Genomic DNA, 21162 nt, shown 5'->3' with positions numbered 1-21162 from the left:
GTCAGGCCTGCTGGACGGGCCCGCCGGGGCCGGACGGGTACGGCTGCGGCCGGGCCTGCGCTCCGGCGGTGCCGTCCGGCAGCTCCGCCTGCGGCAGGTCCTGCTTCGGCAGCTCCAGTTCCGGGACGTCCAGTTCGGAGAGCGTCCGCAGGTCCGCCTCGGACGGGGCGTCGTTCTCCGCGACGCGGTACGCCTGCCGTTCGGTCATCGCCTGGAACGTCTGCCGGGCGGAGCGCCCGTTGCCGAACCGGCCGTCGCGCGGGACGTGGTCGAAGTAGCCGACGAGGGTGTCGCGGGCCGCGTCGGTGAGCTCGTACTGGTGGGCCGAGGCGTGCTGTTCGACGATCTGCACCAGGTCCTGGGTGCCGTAGTCCTCGAACAGCAGGGTGCGGTTGAAGCGGGAGGCCAGGCCGGGGTTGGAGTCGATGAAGTGCTCCATCTCGACGGGGTATCCGGCGACGATGACCACGACCGCGTCGCGGTGGTCCTCCATCAGCTTCACGAGGGTGGCGATGGCCTCCTGCGCGAAGTCGTTGCCGCCGGTGGCGTGCGCGGGCGCCAGCGAGTACGCCTCGTCGATGAACAGCACGCCGCCCATCGCCTCCATGAAGACCCGCTGGGTCTTCGGGCCGGTGTGGCCGACGTACTCGCCGACCAGCGCGGAGCGGTCCGCCTCGACGAGGTGGCCCTTCTCCAGCAGGCCGACGGCGGCCAGGATGCGCCCGTAGAGCCGGGCCACGGTGGTCTTGCCGGTGCCGGGGTTGCCCGCGAAGACCAGGTGGCGGCTGAGCGGCGGCGCGGCCAGTCCGGCCGCCTCGCGGCGCTGGACCATGCGCATCAGCTTGACGAGCGAGGCGACGTCCTGCTTGACGCGTTCCAGGCCGATCAGTTCGTGCAGTTCGCCGAGGAGGTCGTCGAGGTTCTCCTCGGTGGGCGGGACCGTGGTCGTGGTGCCGTCGCCGGCCGGGGCGCCAGGAGACTGCGCGCCGCTCGCGGCGGCCGCGGCGGTGGCCGGGGCGGGCGCGAAGGGCGCGGGCCACTGTGCGTCCTCGACCTTCCAGGACACGCAGTCGCGCACCGTCGGCGCGGCGCCGTCCTCGGTGCTCAGGTCGGCTTCGGCGTCCTGGACGCGGACCCGGGTCAGGGCGGGGGCGGCCGCCTCGCCCAGGTGGACGGCGGGGAAGCCGGGCCCGGTGATGTCGCAGTCCTCGAAGGAGCCGGCGCCCTTGGCGTCGACGATCAGGCCGTTCTTGCCGGGGCGGACGACCCGTACGGCACGGACGTCGGGCGTGGCGCCGGCCGCCACCACCATGCCGGAGCCGGCCGCTTCGGTGATGTCCACGTCCGCGGCCCGTACGGTGGCGCCGCCCTGGAAGACCAGCCCGGCGGTGCCGGCGCGCAGGATGCGGCCGCCGGTCAGTTCGGCGTCGCCGCCGCCGAAGGTGAGCCCGGCGCGTTCGGCGTCGGTGACCGTGCAGCCGGTCAGGCGCACGGTGCCGCCGGAGGCGGCGACGACGCCGTTGCGGCAGCGTACGACGGACAGTTCGGCGGCTTCGGCGGCCGCCGCGCCGGACAGGTCCAGGCCGGACATGCCGCAGTTGGTGAGGTGCACTTCGGTGAGGGTGAGGCGGCTGTCGGCGACGGCGTGCAGTCCGTGTTCGGGGGTGGTTCCGGCCCGCAGCCGGGTCAGTGTCACTCCGGCGCCGCCGCCGGCGTGCACGGCGCTGAACCGGCAGTCCGTCACTTCGCTGTCGGTCAGGGAGACGGTGGCGGAGCCGGTGGCCAGCACACCGTTGGCCGACGAGCCGCGTACGGTCGTGCCGCGCGCTTCCAGCCGGGCGGTGCCGTGGGCCGTCAGGGCGGCCGCGGTGGTCCGTACGATCCGGGTGTCGGCCAGCCGTACGCGGGCCCGCTCCCCCGCGGTGGCGCCGGCGCCGCCGCCGTCGCGCAGCACACAGCCGTCGAGCACGGCGTCGCCTGACCCGGCGACGTGCAGGGCGTCCGCGCCCGCGCCGGTCAGCTCGCAGCCGTACAACAGCAGTCCGCCGTCGGCCTGCGCCGGTATCTGTCCGGCGGCGGCTTCGTACGGGTCGCCGTCGCGCGGCACCGGCGAGGAGTCCAGCACCCGTACGGCCTCGCCGCCGCAGTCGCGGATGCGGCAGTCGACGAGCAGGGCCGCCGACCGGTCCTCGAACAGCAGGCCGCTGCGGCCCGCGCCGTCGATGAGGCAGTCGCGCAGCACGATGCGCGCGTCCTCGCGGACCCGTACTCCGGAGCCGGTGGCGCCCTTGATGCGGGTGCCGGTCAGCTCCAGCCGGGAGTCGCCGCCCACGACCACGCCGGTGCCCTGGGCGCCCTCCAGGACGCAGTCGGTCAGGCGGACCGCGCCGATGGTGCGGATCAGTGCCCCGGCCAGGGCCGCGCCGGTCAGGCGGGCGCCGGTCATGGTGAGCGCGGCTTCGCGCAGCACTTCCAGGCGTCCGCGGTCGGTGCCGCCGCCGTGCCAGTGGGTGACGCCGCCGGACAGCAGGACGGCGGGCCGGTCGGCGGCGCCGCCGCGTACGGTCAGGCCGTCGAGCGTCAGCCGGGCGCCGGGCAGCACTTCGAGCGCCGGGGTGGTGCCGCCGGGGGCGGCGAGGGTGACCGTGCCGCCGTGTGCGCGCAGGACGATGTCGCGGTCGATCCGCAGGGCTTCCTCGTAGGTGCCGGGTGCGATGCGGATCTCGTCGCCGGGCGCGGCCGCGTGCAGCGCGGCGCCCAGGGTGGCGTGCGCCGCCGGGTGTCCGGCGGCGACTGTGTGGACCGTCCCGGTGTCCGGGTGTTCTGCGGTGGTCATGCGTCGCCCATGGTCGTGTCCTCGTCGTCCGGCCGGGGAGGCCGGTCGGCGCGTCCCTTGCCCTTGCGGGGACGCTTGACCGGCTGTTCGGCCGGCTCCTCCATGTCGTCAGACTCCCGTACGGTCCAGTGCCACCCGCCGCCGGGGTCGGGTTCCCAGCGGAAGTCGAGGCCGGGGCGGGGGCGGGACCGCGCGCCCGTCGTACCCGGCACGGCCTCGTGCACCACCATGCCGTCTTCGTCGATGACGCGGATGCGGGCGCCCAGTGCCTGGGCGTAGAGCCGTACCGAGAGTTCGGCCGGCGAGCCGGCGGCGAACGGGCCGTGCGGGTCGATCCGTCCGGTCGCCAGGGTGGCGAACAGGTCACGGGAACCGGTTCCGGCCCGGTCCGCCTCGGCCAGCACCAGCTTGACGACGGGGTCCTTGCTGCCCTTCGGCTTGCTCCTGAGGTACTGCTCCACGGTGTCGAGCAGGCCGCCGGGGGTGTGGCCCGGTCCGCCGCCGCTGTCGGCGACGTTCTCCAGGGCGTGGAAGAGGGACCGGGGCGGCGAGTGCACCGGCGGGTACCCGGCGACGACGAGGTGCAGGTTGCGCATGAACCCGGCCGCCTCAGGGTGCGTCGCCGCCGCCAGGCTCGCGAACGCCTTGTCGTTCAGCGGCAGGCCCGCCCGCAGCGCGAGGCCCGCGTCACCGGGCACGGGCACGGAGACGTTGAGCCCGAAGGTGTTGCGTGCGTCGCCCAGGCCGTCGAGCGCGTCGACGATGTCCCGGGGCCCCGGCGGCGGGGGCTGTGCCGGGTCGGCGGGTGCCGGGACACGTCCCGGGTCGACGGGTGCCAGCGGGTCGCGGGAGAGCCCGGTGGCGGAGTTCTTCGTCAGGTGGTCGTCCCGGCGGTCGGCCCAGTGCAGGCCGCCCTTGACCTTCCTGGACGTCTGGGGATCGAGGTCCGTGAACGAGTCGCGGCCGAACATCCGGCCCATCGCCTGCCGGACGTCGTTGTGGTCCTGCGGCAGCGAGGGCCGGTCCCCGAACAGCCCCTCCATCATCCGGGACAGGTCGGTGGGGGTGGCCGCGCCCTCGAAGTCGGTCACGAAGGGCACGCCGCGGTCCGGCAGCGTGTAGGTGTGCGCGGCGATCAGCCGCTCGGCCTGCCGGGTCGCGATGGCGTTCAGTTCCCCGGGGGTGAGCAGCCGGCTGACCGCGTCGATCTCCGGCATGCTGAGCGGCCCGTCGGTGCCGCCGCCCGGGCCGCGGTCGGCCAGCCGCTGCCGTACGGCGTCGGTCTGCCCGGCCGTCGGGGTCTCGATGTCGGCGCCGTACGCCCGGTCGTACGGGCGCTGGGCGACGGCCTCGATCTCCCGGTCGGTGAGCCGGTGGACGAGGGAGTCGCCGGGGAAGGCCGAGCGGTCCAGTACCGGCAGGGTGCGGTTGAGTTCCCAGGCGTTGAAGGAGTTCAGGGACTCGGCCAGGCCGTTGAACTCGCTGGTGCCGGGGCTGAACCTGATGGGCTGCCAGCCGGGGCCCACCCGGTCCAGCAGGGTCGCGGCGGCGTCGGTGAAGAGGTTGGGTTCGGGCGAGTAGGGCAGCTGCGGGTGGATGCCGGCCAGGCGGGTGCGGGCCCGCATGTCGGCGCGAACGGCGATGTCGAAGGCGGGCAGGTCGGCGGCGGAGACCGTGTGCAACGGCCCGGCCTCCTTGGCCTTGCCCTTGCCTTTGCCCTTCGCGGCGTCCGCCACGGCCTTGGCGTGGTCCTCGGCCAGGCGGATGTTGGTGTCCTCGATGAGCTGGGCGGTGTCGGCGCCCGGCACCTGCCCCTCGGGCAGGCGGTAGCCGCCGGACATGGACAGCGGGCGCAGCGGCGGGATGCCGTCGCCGCCCATCGCGAACTCCTTGACGAAGTGCTGGAAGACGTGGTCGCCGCTGGGCACCAGCCGCTGGTAGTTGTCGAAGTCCATGAAGGAGAAGTACGGGTGCGCCGGCTGGTGCGGGTCGTACATCATCGAACGCGCCAGGTACCGGCTCGGCGGGCTGGTCATGGTGACGTTGCGGATGGTGCCGAAGGGGAAGTCCTTGCCGGTCCAGCCGATGCCGACCGCGGCCACCGGGTAGGGCACGTCGTCCAGTCCGTCGAGCACGCCGCGGACCGCGGCGTTGACCGCCGCCATCTGGTCCGTACGGCCGTTCACCCCGATGACCACCGCGAACCTGCCCCGGTACTCGCCACGCGGGTCGGTGGTGATCGCCGTGAGGAAGTCCCGCAGCCGCTGGCGGCCCGCTTCCCCGGCGATGTCGCTGTGCCGGACGACGGTGTTCACCACGTACGCCATCGGGAGCTGCTGGTCGAGGCTGGCGTGGATCCAGTTGCTGTACTGGTCCGGCGTCAGCGGGCGCTGGCCGAAGCCGGGCAGCCGCTGGAAGGCGCCGTTGACGGTGACCTCGCCGCGGGTGACCTGGTTGCCGAGGTTCGGTACGTCCTGCTGCCACGCCAGGTCGCGCGGCAGTGGTCCGGCGGTCGGCGGGCCGCCGTGGCCCAGGTCCCCGTACGGTCCCGTTCCGTCCATCGGGTCGTCGCCGTGCGGCGTCGGGGCGGCGTCATGGCCCGCACCGGCGGGGGCTTCCGCCATCTCCAGGTCGTCGGCGTGGTGCGCGGACGATCCCCCGGCCACGTCCAGGTCGTCGAACGCCTGGGTGAGGTTGGTGTGCCGGGACGGCGCGCCGCCGAGCGGGCCGACGTATTCGCCACGCTGCGCACGGTCGACGGCGATCGCGTGGTTGGCGTCGTCGAGCTGCCGCTGGATGGCGTTCGGGTCCATGCCCAGCTCGTCGAGGCGGGTCTCCGCCTTGGCGAACTCGGCGCGCTTGACGCCCAGGTCGTCGAGGGCGCCGACGGCCGCGGCGGACGGCTTGGACGGGCCGGGCTGTCCGGCCTTGGGCACCAGCCCGTCCACCTTGCTCTCAGCGCGCGCCAGGTCGGCCGAGGCCCGCTCGTACTGCTCCCAGGCACCGAGCCGCAGGTCGGCCTCCACGCCGCCCGTGCCGCCGGTGACGATGTCGTGCCGGACCGCGGACCGCTCGCCGATCCCGGAGCCGGGTTCGAAGCCGAGCCGCGCGGGCGGCGGGGGCGGGGCCGTGTTGCTCACGTCCCAGTGTCCGGAGTGCGGGCCGCCGTGGTCCGGGACCCAGGTCAGGTAGAGCGGCGGTCCCGGCTTGCGGGCCTCGATGTCGACCCGGTGGGCCGACCCGTCCAGACCGCGGATCTCCAGCGGGCGGTTGAACGCCTTGGCGTAGCGGTCCAGCACGATCCGCTCGATCGGGCCGAGGTCCGACACGTCCGGGCCCAGACGCCCGGTGACCAGCCTGTTGGTCAGCGCGCGGCCGTCGAGGCCCCGCGTGTAGGTGTCGTTGACCAGGTCCTCGAAGCCGTTCTTGCCCATCTGCCGCTGCACCTGCGTCAGCAGCGTCGGAGCGTCCGGGATGGCGCCGGGCGTGATCCGGCCCCCCTTCGCGCCGGCGGTGGCCGGGGGCGGCTCCGGGAGGGCGCGCAGCAGCGAGTCGTTCGGCAGGCCGCCCTGGGGCAGCACCTCGGCGATCACGTAGTTCTGCAGCCGCTTGTACGCCGCCTCCTCGGTGGCGGTGACCAGCGCATGGCTGAGGAACCGCTTGTCCGCCGGCACGATGCCCACCACGAGCCCGTCCGGCCGGCCCGGTACGCGGATGGAGATGTTCAGGCCGAGGGTGTTGGCGTCGCCGCCCAGTCCGGCGCCCAGCCGGTCGAGGGTGGCCCGGGGGTGTTCGTTGAACTCGGGACGCCGTCCGTCGATGCCGATGGGCTTCAGCGGGTCGTCCCGGAAGCCCTGCTCCGGGGACTTGCCCTTCAGCAGGTCGTCGCGCAGCTTGGCGATCTTGGTGTCGTCCTTGGCCCGCGACAGGCTCGGGTCCAGGTCGAAGGTGTCCCGGGCGAAGACGTGCTCCACCACGTTCTTCGGGGTCAGGTGCTCCTGCGGCATGTTGCCGACGCCGCCGGCCTTGCCGTGCTTGTAGTAGCCGGACATCAGACGGGACAGGTCGGTGGGGACCGCGCCGTTGACGAAGTCGGCGACGAACGCGGTGCCGCGGTCCGGCAGCGCGGAGTTGGCGGCGGCGATCTCCCGCGCGACCGTGTTGCCCGGCACGTCCGGCAGGGTCTGGTCCAGTTCCCAGGCGTTGAAGTGGTTCAGGCGCTCCCGCAAACCCTTGTACTCGCCGGTGCCGCCGCCGAACCGGACCGGCCGCCAGTCGCCCGCGCCCAGCTTCACGTCGTCCACCATGGTGACGGCGGCGTCCACGAAGAGGTTCGGCTCGGGCCCGTACGGCAGCAGTCCGTGCCAGTCGGCCATCAGGGCGCGGATGCGCATGTCGGAGTTGACGACGGACGCGAACTTGTCCACGTCCTGCTGGGTGAAGACCATCCCGCCGGGGGTGTCGCCGCGGGTCTTGGTCGCCTTGATCAGGTCCGCGACCGAGCCGTCCACCGCGACGCCGTCGACGGTCACCGTCTCGCCGGTCTTCCCCGGCACCCGGTAGCCGCCGGTCATGACCAGCGGGCGCAGCGGCGGGGCGCCGGGGACGTCCGGCACCGTCACGGAGCCGTCGGCCCCCTTCGCCGCGGCCCCCGTGTCGTCCGGGAGCTTCTTGATCCAGTCGTCCACGGCGCCGCCCGGGCCGAGGTTCAGCTCCCGGTCGAAGTGGTCGAAGACGTGCCGGCCGCTGGGGACGGTGTGCTCGTACACGTCGAAGTCCATGAAGGCCCAGTACGGGTGGCTGGGGCCGGCCGCACCGCCGCCGTGCATCATCGAGTGCGCCATCGACCGGGCCGCCGGGCTGGTCATGGTGAGGTTGCGCATGGTGCCGTACGGGAAGTTGTCGCCGTAGAAGGTGGTGGCCACCATCGCCAGCGGGTGGTCGAAGTGCGTCGAGGCGAGGGCGTCGTCCATCGCGCGGTGGATGGCGGCGAGGTCCTCCAGCTTGCCGTTGACGCCGATCACCACGCCGAGGCGGCCGTCGTAACCCTCCAGGCCGCGGGTGATCGAGTTGAGGAAGTCCTGGAGCTTGCCGCCGCCGAGTTCGCCGTACGAGACGATGGTGTTGACCACGTACGACAGCGGCCGGCCCTCGCCCGTACTCCCCCGCATCCAGCTCAGGTAGTCGCCCGCCGTGAGCGGCTGGTGGCCCGCGTACGGCAGGTCGCGGAAGGACTGGTTGACCATGGTGCGGCCCGCCGCGTGGGTGCCGGGCTCGGGCCACAGGGCGCGCGGCGCCTGCGGGTCGGGGGACCAGTCGTGCGGTCCGACGGGCAGCGGATCGCCGGCGTGCGGGGCCGGGGCGCCGCCGAGCGGGCCGACGTACTCGCCGTGCTGCGCGCGGTCGACGGCGATCGCGTGGTTGGCGTCGTCGATCTGCTGCCGGAGCGCGTTGGGGTCCATGTCCAGCTCGCCGAGGCGGGCCCCGGCGTCGTCGAACTCGGCGCGCTTGACGTTCAGGTCGTCGAGCGCGTCGACGGCCGCCGCGGACGGCTTGGACGGGCCGGGGTGGCCCGCCCCGGGCACCAGCCGGTCCACCTTGCCCTGCGCCTGGGCCAGGTCGAACGAGGCCTGCTCGTACCGCTCCCAGGCACCGAGCCGCAGTTCGGCCTCCGGGCCGCTCGTACCACCGGTGACGATCTCGTGCCGGGCCGCGGCCCGGTCGCCGATGCCGGAGCCGGGGGTGTGCCCGAGCCGGTCCTGCGCCGGGGGGCGCGGGAGGTGCGTCTCGGGGACGGGCCCGAAGTCCGCGGAGTCGGCGAAGTCGGCCTTGGCCTTGCCCTTGTCGACGGCCGGGACCTGCTCGAAGTCCCCGGTATCGGCCTTGCCCTTGCCCTTGTCGACGGACGGAACCGGCTCGAAGTCCGCGGAGTCCGCCGCGCCCTTGCCCTTGCCGACCGCCGGGACCGGCTCGGCGTCCGCGACGTCCGCCTTCGCCTTGCCCTTGTCCACGACCGGGACGGCCTGCGTCTCCGGCTGCGGATGCGGCCGCGGGCCGCCGCCCAGGCCGTGCTCGCCGAAGATGCCGTCGGTGAGGGCGCTGATCTGCTTGCGGGTGCGCGAGGCGTCGATGCCCAGTTCGTCCAGCTTGGCCTCGGCCTTGGTGACCTCGACGCGCTTGACGCCCAGATCGTCCAGGGCCTTGGCCAGGGCGGGCGAGGGCTCGCCGGCGGTCACACCGGGCGGCGGCGTCAGCTCGTCCACCTTGCGCTCCGCCTTGCCGAGCTGCGACAGCGCGTTCTCGTACCCGGCCCACGCGTTGAGCTTCGCCCCGGCCTCCGGGCCGACCGAGCCGCCCAGGATCAGGTCGTTGCGGACGCGCAGACGGTGGTTCATGGCCGCGGCGCCGGAGAAACCGCCGAAGCGGTTGCCGGGGGGCGCGGTGACGGGGCCGGGCTCCTTCGCCCCGGGGGCGGGGGTGGGCGTCTCGGCCTTCGGCGCGGGTACGGGCGTCGGGGCGGGTGCGTTGTCGGTGGCCTTCACCGTGGCCGGTATGCCGACAGCGGCCTCGTCCTCGGCCTTCGCCGGGCCGCCGGGGTGGGCGATCAGGTCGAGGGCGCTGTTGTCCGCCGGGCCGGTGGCGCCGCGGGCGCCCGCGCCGTCCAGGTCCGGGAGGGCGGACACCCCGGAGGGGCTGTTCGAGGTGGCGCTGTGGCCGGCGGACGGGGCCGGCTTGCGGTCGCCCATGTCCAGCAGGCTCATCGCCATGTCGTGTTCGTTGACGACGGGTTGGGGCGTCGTCTTGGCCGTGCCGCCCGTGCCTGCGCCGGGTGTCTTGTCGGCCTTGAAGTCCGGAGTCTTCAGCCGCACCGGGTCGTTGGCGCCGACCGACGCCGGTACGTCGCCGGGTGCCTTGGCCAGGTTACGGGGCGGGGGCACGGCGCCCGCGACCAGCGAAATGTCGTTCTGGGCCCCCACGCCCGTCGGCCGGATCGTTTCCGCGCCGCCGTGCACGCCCGGCACCTGCGTGCTGCCGGGCACGTGCTGCGTACCCGCCAGGTTGTTCGTCAGGTTCTGCGGGGCCGTCGTCACGGGCGTGCCGGGCGCCGTGGCCGCCAGGTGGTCGGCGGTGATCGTGCGCGGGGCCGCGTCACCGATGCGGAAGCTGATGCCGTCCCCGTGGAAGGCGGTCACCGCGACGTCGCCGTTGGCCAGCGCGGTCAGCTCGGGGAAGGTCATGTCCTCCAGGGCCTCGCCGTGCCCGATCGCGCCGCGGGCCATGGAGTGGCCGTCGCCGATGCCGTGCACGAAGGTGTTCTCGAACGAGGTCTCGGGGACGTGGACGCCCGTGCTCTCCGGCACGTGGCCGAGCACGCCGGACGAGCCGTGGGCGTCCTTGAGCAGGTCGATGGCGGTGTTGCCGGACAGCAGCAGGTTGCTGTCCATGCGGACGTGGCCGGCCGTGAAGTCCGTCTGCTGGATGAGCTGGGTGGCGCCGGAGCCGTGCACGTCCGGGACGCTCAGGCCGTTGTCGAGCGTGGTCATGCCCGGCAGGTGCAGGTCGGGGGTGGCGATCAGGCCGGGCTGGTCGAGGTGGGCGCCGGTGTGCGTGAGGGAGCCGCTGGGGACGGTGATGCCCTGCGGCGTGTGCACACCGGTGTGCGGGACGGTGATCCCGTTCGGCACGGTGATCCCGGTCGGTGCAGTGATCCCGGTCGGCATGTTCACGCCGACGTGTGTGACGTTCCCCAGGCCCTTGACCCCCAGGCCGCCCAGATTGCCGGGGATGTTGAGGTTCAGTCCACTGTGTCCGAACGATCCGATGCCGTTGGGTATCAGGTTGCCGACACCGTTGAAGGTGAACGTCCCCAGGCCGCCGGGCCGGAAGGCGTTCAGCCCGTTCAGGTGGAATCCGCCGATGGTGTTCGGGACGAGGGCGCCCGGGAACTTGGTGAGCCCGCCCGGTGATACGGAGGGGATGTGCACCCCGGGGAAGGAGACACCGCCGAAGCCGCCGGGCACGAAGTGCAGGGCCGACAGGTCCACGAAGCTGCCCGGCACGAAGTGCACGCCGTTGCCGCCGACGGGCCGGAACGGCGCCAGCGCGCCGAAGTCCCCGGTGGGAACGCCCTTGGCCAGCGCCGCGTCCGTACGCCCCGCGTTGGCCAGCAACTGGTGCAGATCCGGCTGCTTGATGCCCAGCACGCGCTCGGCGAAGGCGAGGCGCGCGGCGCCGCCGAAGCCCAGCACGCCCATCTCCGTGAAGTCCAGCGGCACGACGGTGGCGATGCCCGCCCGGCCGAGCCGCTCGAAGGTGACCTTCGCGTAGGCGCCGAGCTTGTTCCAGTTGCCGTCGAAGTTCTTGGTGACCGTCGCCCAGTCCTTGACGACGGTGCTCGCCAGCGACTCCCAGCCGCCCTTGGCGAAGTTGCCGAGCCCCTTCACGCCGTTGACGACGTTGAAGGCGGGGAGCGCGTGGATGCCGAGCACGATCGGCGCCACCACGACCTTCGGCATGTTGTGCAGCGAGGAGAAGTGGCCGATCTCCTTGATGATGTTCTTGCCGGCACCCGCGATGCCCTCGACACCGCCCTTGAGGACGCTGCCCAGGCCCTTGAGGATGGAGCCGACCGGCAGCGCCTTGGTGGTGGGGAAGAGCACGCCGAGGAAGGCCAGGCCGAGCTCCAGGCCGCTCGCCTTGCCCTGGCTGAAGTCGACGATGGTCTTGATCAGCAGGACCGCGTTCATGCCCCAGGCGAGGATCGCCAGCACGCCGCCGGTGAAGATGGCGATGACCGACAGGATGATGGTCAGCCACTGGAAGGCTTCCCAGAACATGTCGCAGTCGCTGACCGGCTGGACCATCAGCGACCCGGCGGAGGTCAGCGACTTGTCCAGGGTGCTCGCCGCGGAGCTGAGGGCGGACTTCGCGTCGTCGGCCCGGTCCTTGTGGGTCTGGAGCTGCGGGTCGTCCTTGTCCAGTCCCTGGGCGGCGGTCAGTGCCGCGTCGGCGTCGGCCTGCGCGTCGGTGACGGCGGTGGCGTACTTGCGCAGCGCCGTCTCTGCCTGGTTGAAGGAGTCCGAGACATGGCCGACGAAGTTGTGCAGGTGGTCGTCGACCATGTCGCGCAGCTGGTCGGCGGTCTTGCCGATGAAGCGCTGGCCGTCACCGGCGGTCTGCTGGAGCGCCTTGAGGCCGTTGTTGATGGTGCCCGCGTGCGTGGCGAGGTCGCGCATGGCGTCGGCGATGGTGGTGATGGCGGAGGCGTCGCCCGGGGTCGGGTCGCCGTCGAGGCCGAGGGCCCCCCAGTCACCGGGACGCGTAGCCAAGCCTCTTCCCTTCGTGCAGCAGACCGTTCGACAGGTGTCACGACCGGCGCGTTCCGCGCGGCCGGATCATGGGACACCACACCTACGTTCACGTATGGGCGCAGTGATCGGTTCACTGTGTGAACGACATCACTTCGGGCCGCTTCCGCGGACCAGGGGTGAACCGTTCCGCTTCCGCATGCGTGTGACCATGTGAGACGTGAAGTGATCTCCGAACCGCGCCAGGGGTGTGACCGTGTCCGACATAGCCGTTGACTACGAGCTGCTCAACGATGTCGCGCAGAAGTCCGGCAAGCTGAAGGACGAGGTCAAGCAGGCTCGCGAGAGCAAGCAGGAGTACTCCGTCGACGAGGTCGGCTCCCGGGTGGCCGTCGCGGCGATCCGCAAGTACTACTCGACGTGGAAAGGCTCCTTCAAACGCTCGGAAGAGAAGCTGGAGAAGCTGAAGAACCTCTACGACGGCGTGGCGAAGAAGTGGGCCGACTTCGACTTCGACCTGGCCAACAAGGCGGCGAAGCAGAGCGCCCAGATCGCCTCCGACCTGTGGAAGGCCCGCGACAAGGAGTGGAACGCCTGGCACGAGGCGGTCGAGAAGGCCAAGAAGGAGCACCCGGACCTCGACCCGAAGCTGCTGCCGAAGGAGCCCCAGAAGCCCGGTGAGCGTCCCCACGAGTGGACCACCGACGACGGGCACGGCAACAAGACCACGACGACGTACGAGTACGGCGCGGACGGCGAGCCGACGAAGGTCACCACGACCATGGAGACCAAGACCGGCCTGAAGGCGACCGACACCACGAACTACCACGACGACGGTACGTACGACTCGAAGTCGACGGACGTCTTCGGCAACGTCACCAACACCACCGGCACGTCCACGAAGACCGAGACGCCGGAGCACAAGACCACCACGGACGACTTCAAGAGCAAGACGAAGGACACCGAGGGCAACGAGAGCACCACCACCGGCACCACCACCTCGGTCACCGACCAGAAGACCGGTCACCGGGACACCAAGACCACCTACACCACCGTCGGTCCCGACGAGGACGGCAACGAACAGACGGTGAAAGGTACGACCCACTCCTCCGTCGAACTCAACGGCCACGAGGTGACCACCACCATCGAGGTCAACGAGGACGGCAGCGGCACCAAGACCGTGGTGACCGACGGCAAGACGGAGGAGTGGACGAGCGACGACGCCGAAGGGGACACCGGCTGGAAGCCGAAGAAGTCCGACGACTGACGGCCCGTCCCCCCGGCCCGCCGCGCCCCGGACCCCGTCCGGATCTCCACCCATCACAGCGATTCAGGGAGCCAGCACCATGCCCGCAGGCAACATCAACATCGACTACAACGAGATCCAGCGCGTCTCCGGCGTGATGAACCAGGCCGTCAACGACATCAACCCGCTGCTGCTGAGCACCAAGACCTCCGTCGAGGGCCTGCTGGACAACGGCATGTTCATGCAGCAGAGCAGCCCGGCGCTGAAGGAGTCGTACACCAACCTCACCGCGTCGCTGCAGAAGGCCGTGGAGAGCATCAACTCCTTCGCCAACCAGTTCAACCAGATCAAGAACAACATCGAGAAGATGGACGCGGACATCGCGGCGGGCACCAAGAAGGCCGGCTGACCTTCCGTACCTACGACGGTGCCCCGCCGCCGGACCTCTCGTCCGGTGGCGGGGCACCGTCGTGTGTGCCTGCCGTGCGGTCAGCCGGCGTCGCCGTCGCGCAGCACCGTCTCCGGCACCAGCACCGACACCAGCGCGCCGCTGACCGGGTCGACGGTCAGTCCGCGGCCCGGCGTCGGGCGGCCGCGCAGCAGGTCGTACGGCACCCGTACGCCGAGGATGTCGCCCTCGCTCGGTGACTGCGGCGACAGCAGCACGCCCTTGCGCACCCGCCGTACGAGGCCGAGCCAGCCGATGCCCACCGAGGTCAGCGTCTCCGCGGTGGCGGCGGCGACCAGGCCGATGCCGCGGTCCCGTCCGGTGGTGGCGACCTCGCGCAGCGCCGCGTCGGCCGCGGGCAGCTGGGCGAGCAGGTCGGCGTCGTCGACCAGGATCACGGCGGGCCCCGGTTCGGCGTTGAGCGCCGCGGTCACCTCGTCGGCCAGCGGGTCCGGGTCCTGGATGACCACGGCGCGCGGGTGCCGGGCCAGGCCCCGCAGCGGCGATTCGCGCGGGGTGAGCGCGACCACCCGGGTGCCGCCGGCCAGCAGGGACACCGCGAGGGTGGTGAGCGCGGTGGACCGGCCGCTGCCGGGCGGGCCGCTGACGAGGAAGGACGGCGCGTCGGCCGCGAAGTCCACGCCGATGGCGCCCAGTTCGTCGCCGCCGACGCCGAGCAGGCCCCACAGCGGACGCCGGTCGGCGGCCTGGACCTTCTCGTACGCGTCGGTGAAGGACACCTGACGCGGCAGGCTGAGCACGCGGGCGGGGCGGCGCGCGGCGGGTACGTCCCGGTCGCGCTGTTCGGCCCGTTCACCGATGCGCTTGAGCGCCTCGGCCTGGTCGCGGCCGGTGACCGGTCCTTCCGTACGCTCGCCGAGCAGCGCGACCTGTACCTCGGTGGCGCTGCCGCCGCGCCAGCCGCGGCCCTGCGGGACGACGGCCGGCACCTGCTTCGGCGGGATGCCCGCCAGGCTGTACTCGTTGCGGTCGGTCAGCCGCAGCAGCAGCCGCTCGTCGTTGAGCGAGGCGACCTTGCCGGTCATCAGCGCGCGTTCGGACGTGGCGATGACGTGCAGGCCCATCGGCGCGCCCTCGCGGATCAGCGAGGTCAGCTCCTGGACCGGGCGGCCGCCGTCGTGGTCGTTGAGCAGGGCGGCCAGCGAGTCCCAGCCGTCGATCAGGACGACGATGTGGGCGGGGCGCTCGGCGGGCGGCAGGAAGGCGCGCAGCTCGGTGAGGTTGGCCGCGCCGTGCGAGGTGAGCAGTTCCTGGCGGGCGCTCATCTCGGCGGTCAGGCGGGACAGCAGGCGGCCCAGCCGCTCCAGGTCGGCGCGCGGGACGACGGCGCCGCAGTGCGGCAGCGCGGACAGCGGCGACAGGGCGCCGCCGGCCGCGTCGATGCCGTACAGGTGCACGTCGGCGCTGGAGTGCCGCCGGGCCAGCGCACCGCCGATGGTGCGCAGGACCTGGGAGCGGCCGGAGCGCGGCGTGCCCAGGACGTACAGGTGCCCGAAGCGGGTGAGGTCCAGCTCCAGGGGCTCCTGGCGCTGGGCGCCCGGCAGGTCGGCCAGGCCCCAGACGACCGGCGCCAGCCGCCCGTCGGCGGGGTCGGGGCGGTCGGGGAGTTCGGCCAGGCTGACGGCGTGCGGCAGCGCGGGCAGCCAGGGGCTGGGCTGCCGTTCGATCTCCAGGTCGGCTGCGGCCTGCTGGACCGCGTCGACCAGGGCCGTCAGGTCGGTGGGCGCGTCGCGGTCGTCCATCGCCTCCTGGATGGCGTCGAAGAGGTCCGCGGTCTCCTCGGCGGGTTCGGCGGCCGTACGGCCCAGCAGCGACCAGGTGAGGTCGCTGGTCCACACATCGGCGTCGGTCTGCGGCTGCGCGCTCTGCCCGCCGTTCTCGGTGTCCCCGGCGTCCTGGGATGTGGCCTGCGCGCCGTCGCGTACCGCGCCGACGAAGGCGGTCTGGAACGGCAGCACCGAACGGTGCCCGATCCGGGCCAGGGCGCGGCCCGGGGTGTCGCTGGAGATGGACACCGCGTCGTTGACCTCCAGGACGTCCTGGCTGTCGAGGGCGTCGGTGACGCGCAGCGAGATCCGCAGGTTGGTGTTGGCGCGGATGTCGGCGGTGACCACACCGGCCGGCCGCTGGGTGGCGAGCAGCAGGTGCAGGCCGAGCGAACGGCCGCGCTGGGCGATGCCGACCAGGCCGGGGACGAACTCGGGCACGTCGCGGGCGAGGGTGGCGAACTCGTCGATGATGAGCAGCAGCCTCGGCAGCGGCGCCATCGCGGGGTCGCGGCGGCGCATCGCGCGGTACTCGGTGTGGTCCTTGGCGCCCGCGTCGGCCAGGAGGCGCTCACGGCGGGTCAGTTCGGCGGTCAGCGAGGTCAGGGCCCGCTCGACCAGGTGGCTGTCCAGGTCGGTGACCATGCCCAGTACGTGCGGCAGCCGTTCGCAGCCCGCGAAGGCGCTGCCGCCCTTGTAGTCGACGAGCACGAACGTCATCTCGTCCGGCCGGTTGACCGCCGCCAGGGAGGCCACCAGCGTCTGGAGCAGTTCGGACTTGCCGGCGCCGGTGGTGCCCGCGATCAGGCCGTGCGGGCCGTCCTTGACCAGGTCGAAGGTGACCGGGCCGGTGTAGCCGGCGCCCAGCAGGACGCCGGTGGAGGCCGGGCGCTTGGTCCAGCGGGCGGCCAGTTCGGCGGCCTGCGGCGGCTCCAGGTTCAGCAGGTCCAGCAGCTTGACGCGGTCCGGCAGGCCGTCGGAGCCGTCCGGGGTGACGTCGCGTACGGGGGCCAGGGCGCGGGCGATCCGCTCGCACCAGCCGGTGTCGACCAGGTCGGGGCGGATGCCGGTGAGGTCGGCGCTGCCGGTGCGGCGCAGCGTCACCTCGCGGGCGCCGACCGTGCAGACGGTGACGCACTCCTCGGGGAGCATCCGCTCCTCCTGGTCGAGGCAGATCAGGAAGACCCGTACGGAGGGGCCCTCCTTGAGCACCTGCACCACACCGGGCACGTCCCGCAGCCGCCGCGCGCCGTCGAGGACGACGACGAGGTCGGGCTCGGCGAGCAGCGCGCCGCCCATCGCGGACTCCCGCGAACGGGACCGGGAGCGGATCGCGGAGACCAGTTCGGAGACCCGGTTGGCGACCGTCTCCGGGTCGTTGCCGACGGTCACGGTGGGCCCGCCGGCGGGCGGCGCGGTGACGCCGCCCTCGCCGGGGCGGGCGTGCGGCAGCCAGCGCACCCACTCCCAGGCGGGCGCGCCCGCCGCGTCGGTGAGGACGGTGATCCGTACGTCGCGGGGGCTGTGCAGGACCGCGGCCTGCGCCACCGTCCAGCGGGCCAGCGCCCGGGCCGCGTCGGTCTCGCCCGAGATGCCGATGACGCCGTCCCCGCACAGGTCCACGCCGATCGGCATGTCGGGGATCTGCCAGTTCACCGAGCGGTGGTTGTCCTCGCGGGAGCTGTCCTCGATGGTCAGCAGCGATGCCTGGCGGACGGTGCCGACCCGCAGCAGCAGGTGGTCGGGGTGGCCGCGGCGGCGTTCCCACAGCCGGGCGCCGGGGCCGACGGCCCACATGCCGGCGGCGGCCGGGTCGGGCCCGGCCGCGACCCGCAGGCCGCGCTCGCGCTCGACCATGCCCTTGACGTCGTCCTCCAGCGAGGCGCGCCGGGCGCGGTAGTTGGCGACCGAGGTGAGGAAGTCGCGCCAGCCGCTGCGCCGGGAGCTGATGTAGTTGCCGATGGCGAGCACCGGGCTGAAGAACGCGAACATCAGGTAGAAGTACGAGTGCAGGAAGACGACCATGCCGATGCCCATGAACATCGGCGCGATCACCACCAGCAGCGGGATGGTGCGCCGGGGCGGCGGCGCGGGCGGCGAGGGCAGCGTGAACCGCTCCGGCACCAGCGGCGGGACGATCCGCGGCGGCCGGTTGAAGTCCAGGTGGGCGCCGTCCTCGGAGGCCGTCACCGCGGCGTCCGCCTCGGTGGGCTCGGCGATCCGCAGCAGGAACTCGCCCAGCCGCAGCTCACCGCCGAGCGGCCACTCCACCCAGCCCTCGGGGACCGGCAGGTGGGTGTCGGCGTACGGGTCGGGCAGCTCGGGCGGCGGCGGGGGCGGCAGCGGGGCCGCGTCCGCGCGGGGCCGGGCGGGCGGCGGCTCGGGCACCGACAGGGCCACGTCGGTGCGGTGACCGGGCGTCTGCCTGCCGCTGTGCGCCGCCGTGCGGTCGGCGGACGGGCGGGCGGCCGCCGCACCGGCGTCCAGCAGCACCGTGCCGTCCGGGCGGACGGTGATCCGGATGCCGGCGCCGGGCACGTCGCGGCCCTGGAGCCGTACCGAACTGCCCGCCACGGGGCCGATGGTGTGCGTACCGAGGTCCAGCGGCCAGACCCGCCCGGCGCCCCGGCCGCCGATCAGCTGGAGTTCCACGCGGGGCGCGCGCGGCAGCCGCTCGCCGTCGGCGGAGCGGGACGGGGGCGGCAGCTCGGTGCGGTCGGGGCCGTAGCCGCCGTCCGGCTCGGGGGGTACGGGGCCGCCGATGCCGAGCGTCGCGCCGTCGCGGATGCCGGTGGCGGACACCGGCAGGTCGGCGGGGAGTTCACGGCCGCCGAGGAAGAGGGCGGGGGGCGTGTCGCCGGTGGCGTGGTCACCGGCGAGCCGCGCGGCCAGGGCGCCGACGGTGGTCGTGCCCGGGGTGTGCAGAACCAGGTCGCGCCGCTCGGGGGCGGGCTGCGGTGAGCCGGGCCGGGCCGGAGCGGCCGGAGCGAGGGTGACGAAGAGTCTCACGGGGTACGAGGGGTCCGTTCCTGGGGATCGGCGGGGTCGGAGTCGGCGCCGGAGGCGCCGCGGGTGCCGGAGGCGGCGGACACCCCGGCCAGGCCGGGCGGCGCGGCGGCGGCCCGGGGCTCGGCCAGGTCCGGCTCCGCGAAGTCGGCGGCCGCGTCGGGGCCTGCGCCGGTGTCGGGGCCGGAGCCGCTGTGGGGGCCGCTGTCGGGCTCGGGCTGAGCGCCGGGGGCGGCCGGCCGCCGCGCGGGTACGGGTGCGGGCGCGGCCTCGGGAGCGGTGGCCGGAGCGGGGGCGCCCGGCTCGGGCTCCGCGAAGTCGGCGTCGAATGCGGTGTCGGAAGCGGCGGTTTCGCGGGGGGCTGCGCCCTGGTGGGCGGCGCCTCCGTGGTCACCGTGCGCGGGCGGTGCGGCGGGCCAGGCAGCCGGAGCGGTCTGGGCGGCCGGAGCGGGATGGGCGGCCGGAGCGGTCTGGGCGGCCGGAGCGGGACGGGCGGCCGGAGCGGGACGGGCGGCCGGAGCGGGCTGCGGTGCCTGCGGAAGGACGGCCGTCTCGTCCCACACCGGCTCGGCGGGAGCCGGGGCGGGCACGGGCTTGTGCAGGTCCGGCCCGGCGAAGCCCGGTTCGGGTACGGGCCCGGTGGGACCGCCGTGACCGGTGCCCGGCCCCGTGCCCGTACCTGCCCCCATGTTCACGCCCATGCCCGTACCGGCGCCCGGCAGGACGCAGTGCGGTGCGGGCCGCCTGCGCCGTACGGTGCGGGCCACGGCGCCGCCGAGCGCGGGCGACTCCACGTCCACCCGCGGCCCGGGGCCGAGCAGCCGCCCGTCCGGCTCGGCGTGCAGCACCCAGCAGGCACCCGGGAGGCGCCCGCCGACGAGCGCGCGGGCACGTCCGCGTGCGCACAGGCCCGCCAGCCGTGCCGCCTGGTCGGCCGTGGGCGCCCAGCAGGCGACCACCGGGACCGCCGTCGGGTCCACGGTCCGCGGCCCCTCCTCCGGGCCCCGGTCCGAGTCCGTCCACCGGTCGGCGGAGAGTTCGTTGAGGATCTCGTCCAGCGGGCGGCCCGGGAAGCGCGGGTGCACGCCGTGCGCCACCAGGACCGGCGGCCCGTCCGGCAACCGGTCGATCTGGGCCGTCAGCGCCTGGAGCACACTGCGGGACACCCGCGGGTCACCCTCGACGCCCAGCGTCGCGGGGCCGCGCAGCCAGTCGACGAGCACCACACCCGTCGACTTGCGGTCCACACCGAGGACGAGCGGCAGCCGTACGGGGCGCCCGTGCGCCGCCGTCGCCCCCCGTACCGCGTCGGCGGGCGCCGACCAGGTCCACTCCCCCGGTTCCGCGGCCGCGTCCGTCCAGGGCAGAACCGGTCCTGCGGCACCGGCCGGGTCGCGGCCGGCGACGACGACGTGCACCCGGTCCCTGGCCTGCGCCAGCCGGACGGTCGGCGCGTAGCAGTCGTCGCCCGCGTCCGCGTCCGCGCGGTCGAGCGCCGCGCGGGACACCTCGTACGCGGCCGGGTCGGCGAAGTACGCGGCCAGGGTCCGGGCGCAGCGCCGGTGCCGCAGATAGGCGCGGAGCGGCGCGGTGAACGCCCGCGCGGTCATCCGGGCCTCCCAGGCGATCCGGCGGCAGGTGCGGCGGAAGCCGCCCTGCTTGCGCACGGTCCGGGCGAGCAGCCAGACGAGCAGGACCAGGACGACGAGGAAGCCGATGATGATCAGCCAGGAAGTGCGGTCCGGCATACCGAGGGCCAGCGGCACCGGGGACTGCGCCGGTGCCACGGCGGCCGCCGTTCCCGGCGGCGCGATCCGGCCCGGGCCGTTCATCCGCGGTCCCGGGCGTCGGGCGCGGCGGCCCGCCGCAGACGGTGCATCGCGTGGTGCAGCCGGGACTTGACCGTGCCGGGCGGTATGCCCAGCGCGTGCGCCGTGTCGGGTCCGGAACAGCCGAGCAGGTATGTGTACACCAGAACCTCTCGATGGGGGCGGGACAGTTGGGCGAGCAACTCGACGACGTGCGTCCGCTCCACGACGCGCGCGGCCTCGTCCGCCGGGCCGGCGGTCTCCGGCGGCAGTCCGGTCGGGACGGCCGGCCGGGAGCGGTCGCGCCGGCTCCAGTCGATCACGACGTTGCGGGCGACCCTGAACAGCCAGGGCAGACCGGGTTCCCACCCGGCCTCGTGCCGGGCGCTGCCCACACGGGAGAGGTCGCTCTCCAGCCAGGCACGCAGCAGCGTCTCCTGGACGACGTCCTCCGCGCGCTGCGGGTCGGCGGGCAGCAGGCCGGTGACGTACCGTAACAGCGTTTGACGGTACGACAGTACGAGGGCCGTGACGCGCTCCTCGGTGAGCGGCGGGGAGACCGGAGCGGGGCGTTCCGGCGCGGCGGCGGGGCCCCGGGCCGGTATCGCCGGTTCGGTCATCGCTGGGCTGCCTCAGGGGATTTCGGGTCGCCGGTCCGCGGGCCGACCGTGGCGGGTGGTTGCTACTACCACGGACCACACCCTAATCAGCCGTCGCGGACCA

7 protein-coding genes are annotated in these 21162 nt (G+C 73.7%); 2 read left to right on the top strand and 5 right to left on the bottom strand.

Annotated features, from left to right (window positions below; all coding sequences use genetic code 11):
* Position 1: 1 nt before the first annotated feature.
* Together OEIGOIKO_RS31565 and OEIGOIKO_RS31560 are read right to left on the bottom strand one after the other, a co-directional pair.
* Positions 2-2836 carry a right-handed parallel beta-helix repeat-containing protein gene (locus OEIGOIKO_RS31565; RefSeq protein WP_125056896.1) on the bottom strand — a complete coding sequence of 945 codons (2835 nt, stop codon included), beginning with the start codon at positions 2834-2836 and terminating at the stop codon, positions 2-4.
* Complete coding sequence (locus tag OEIGOIKO_RS31560; RefSeq protein ID WP_125056895.1) at positions 2833-12165, bottom strand: putative T7SS-secreted protein; 9333 nt, start codon at positions 12163-12165, stop codon at positions 2833-2835. Before OEIGOIKO_RS31560 ends, OEIGOIKO_RS31565 begins: the two co-directional genes overlap by 4 nt.
* Before the next feature lie 235 nt (positions 12166-12400).
* On the opposite strand from OEIGOIKO_RS31560, the gene OEIGOIKO_RS31555 reads away from it, so the two are divergent.
* Positions 12401-13411, top strand: a complete 1011-nt coding sequence (locus OEIGOIKO_RS31555; RefSeq protein WP_125056894.1) for a hypothetical protein — start codon at positions 12401-12403, stop codon at positions 13409-13411.
* Positions 13412-13490: 79 nt separating this feature from the next.
* On the top strand, positions 13491-13799 hold the full coding sequence (locus OEIGOIKO_RS31550) for a hypothetical protein (RefSeq protein WP_030020961.1): 309 nt from the start codon (positions 13491-13493) through the stop codon (positions 13797-13799).
* An 80-nt stretch (positions 13800-13879) separates the two neighbouring features.
* On the opposite strand, the gene OEIGOIKO_RS31545 is transcribed toward OEIGOIKO_RS31550, so the two are convergent.
* Genes OEIGOIKO_RS31545 through OEIGOIKO_RS31535 form a run of 3 tightly spaced genes read right to left on the bottom strand, consistent with a single transcriptional unit; the run spans position 13880 to position 21059 of the window.
* A complete protein-coding gene (locus OEIGOIKO_RS31545; RefSeq protein ID WP_125056893.1) occupies positions 13880-18634 on the bottom strand; it encodes an FtsK/SpoIIIE domain-containing protein in 4755 nt (1584 codons plus the stop codon).
* On the bottom strand, positions 18631-20463 hold the full coding sequence (locus tag OEIGOIKO_RS31540; protein ID WP_125056892.1) for a hypothetical protein: 1833 nt from the start codon (positions 20461-20463) through the stop codon (positions 18631-18633). Before OEIGOIKO_RS31540 ends, OEIGOIKO_RS31545 begins: the two co-directional genes overlap by 4 nt.
* The gene (locus OEIGOIKO_RS31535; protein WP_125056891.1) at positions 20460-21059 is read right to left on the bottom strand and encodes a sigma-70 family RNA polymerase sigma factor; all 600 of its coding nucleotides are present in this window, start codon (positions 21057-21059) and stop codon (positions 20460-20462) included. Before OEIGOIKO_RS31535 ends, OEIGOIKO_RS31540 begins: the two co-directional genes overlap by 4 nt.
* Between the last annotated feature and the right edge of the window lie 103 nt (positions 21060-21162).

The sequence above is a fragment of the Streptomyces paromomycinus genome, assembly GCF_003865155.1.
Taxonomy (GTDB): Bacteria; Actinomycetota; Actinomycetes; order Streptomycetales; family Streptomycetaceae; genus Streptomyces; species Streptomyces chrestomyceticus.
The sequence above is the reverse complement of the archived record's forward strand: the minus strand, read 5'-3'. Positions and strand labels throughout refer to the sequence as shown.

Bases quoted from the DNA above. Each gene is read 5' to 3' on its own strand.
- OEIGOIKO_RS31550 (WP_030020961.1), top strand. From the start codon at position 13,491: ATGCCCGCAGGCAACATCAACATCGACTACAACGAGATCCAGCGCGTC.
- OEIGOIKO_RS31565 (WP_125056896.1), bottom strand. From the start codon at position 2,836: ATGACCACCGCAGAACACCCGGACACCGGGACGGTCCACACAGTCGCC.
- OEIGOIKO_RS31535 (WP_125056891.1), bottom strand. From the start codon at position 21,059: ATGACCGAACCGGCGATACCGGCCCGGGGCCCCGCCGCCGCGCCGGAA.
- OEIGOIKO_RS31540 (WP_125056892.1), bottom strand. From the start codon at position 20,463: ATGAACGGCCCGGGCCGGATCGCGCCGCCGGGAACGGCGGCCGCCGTG.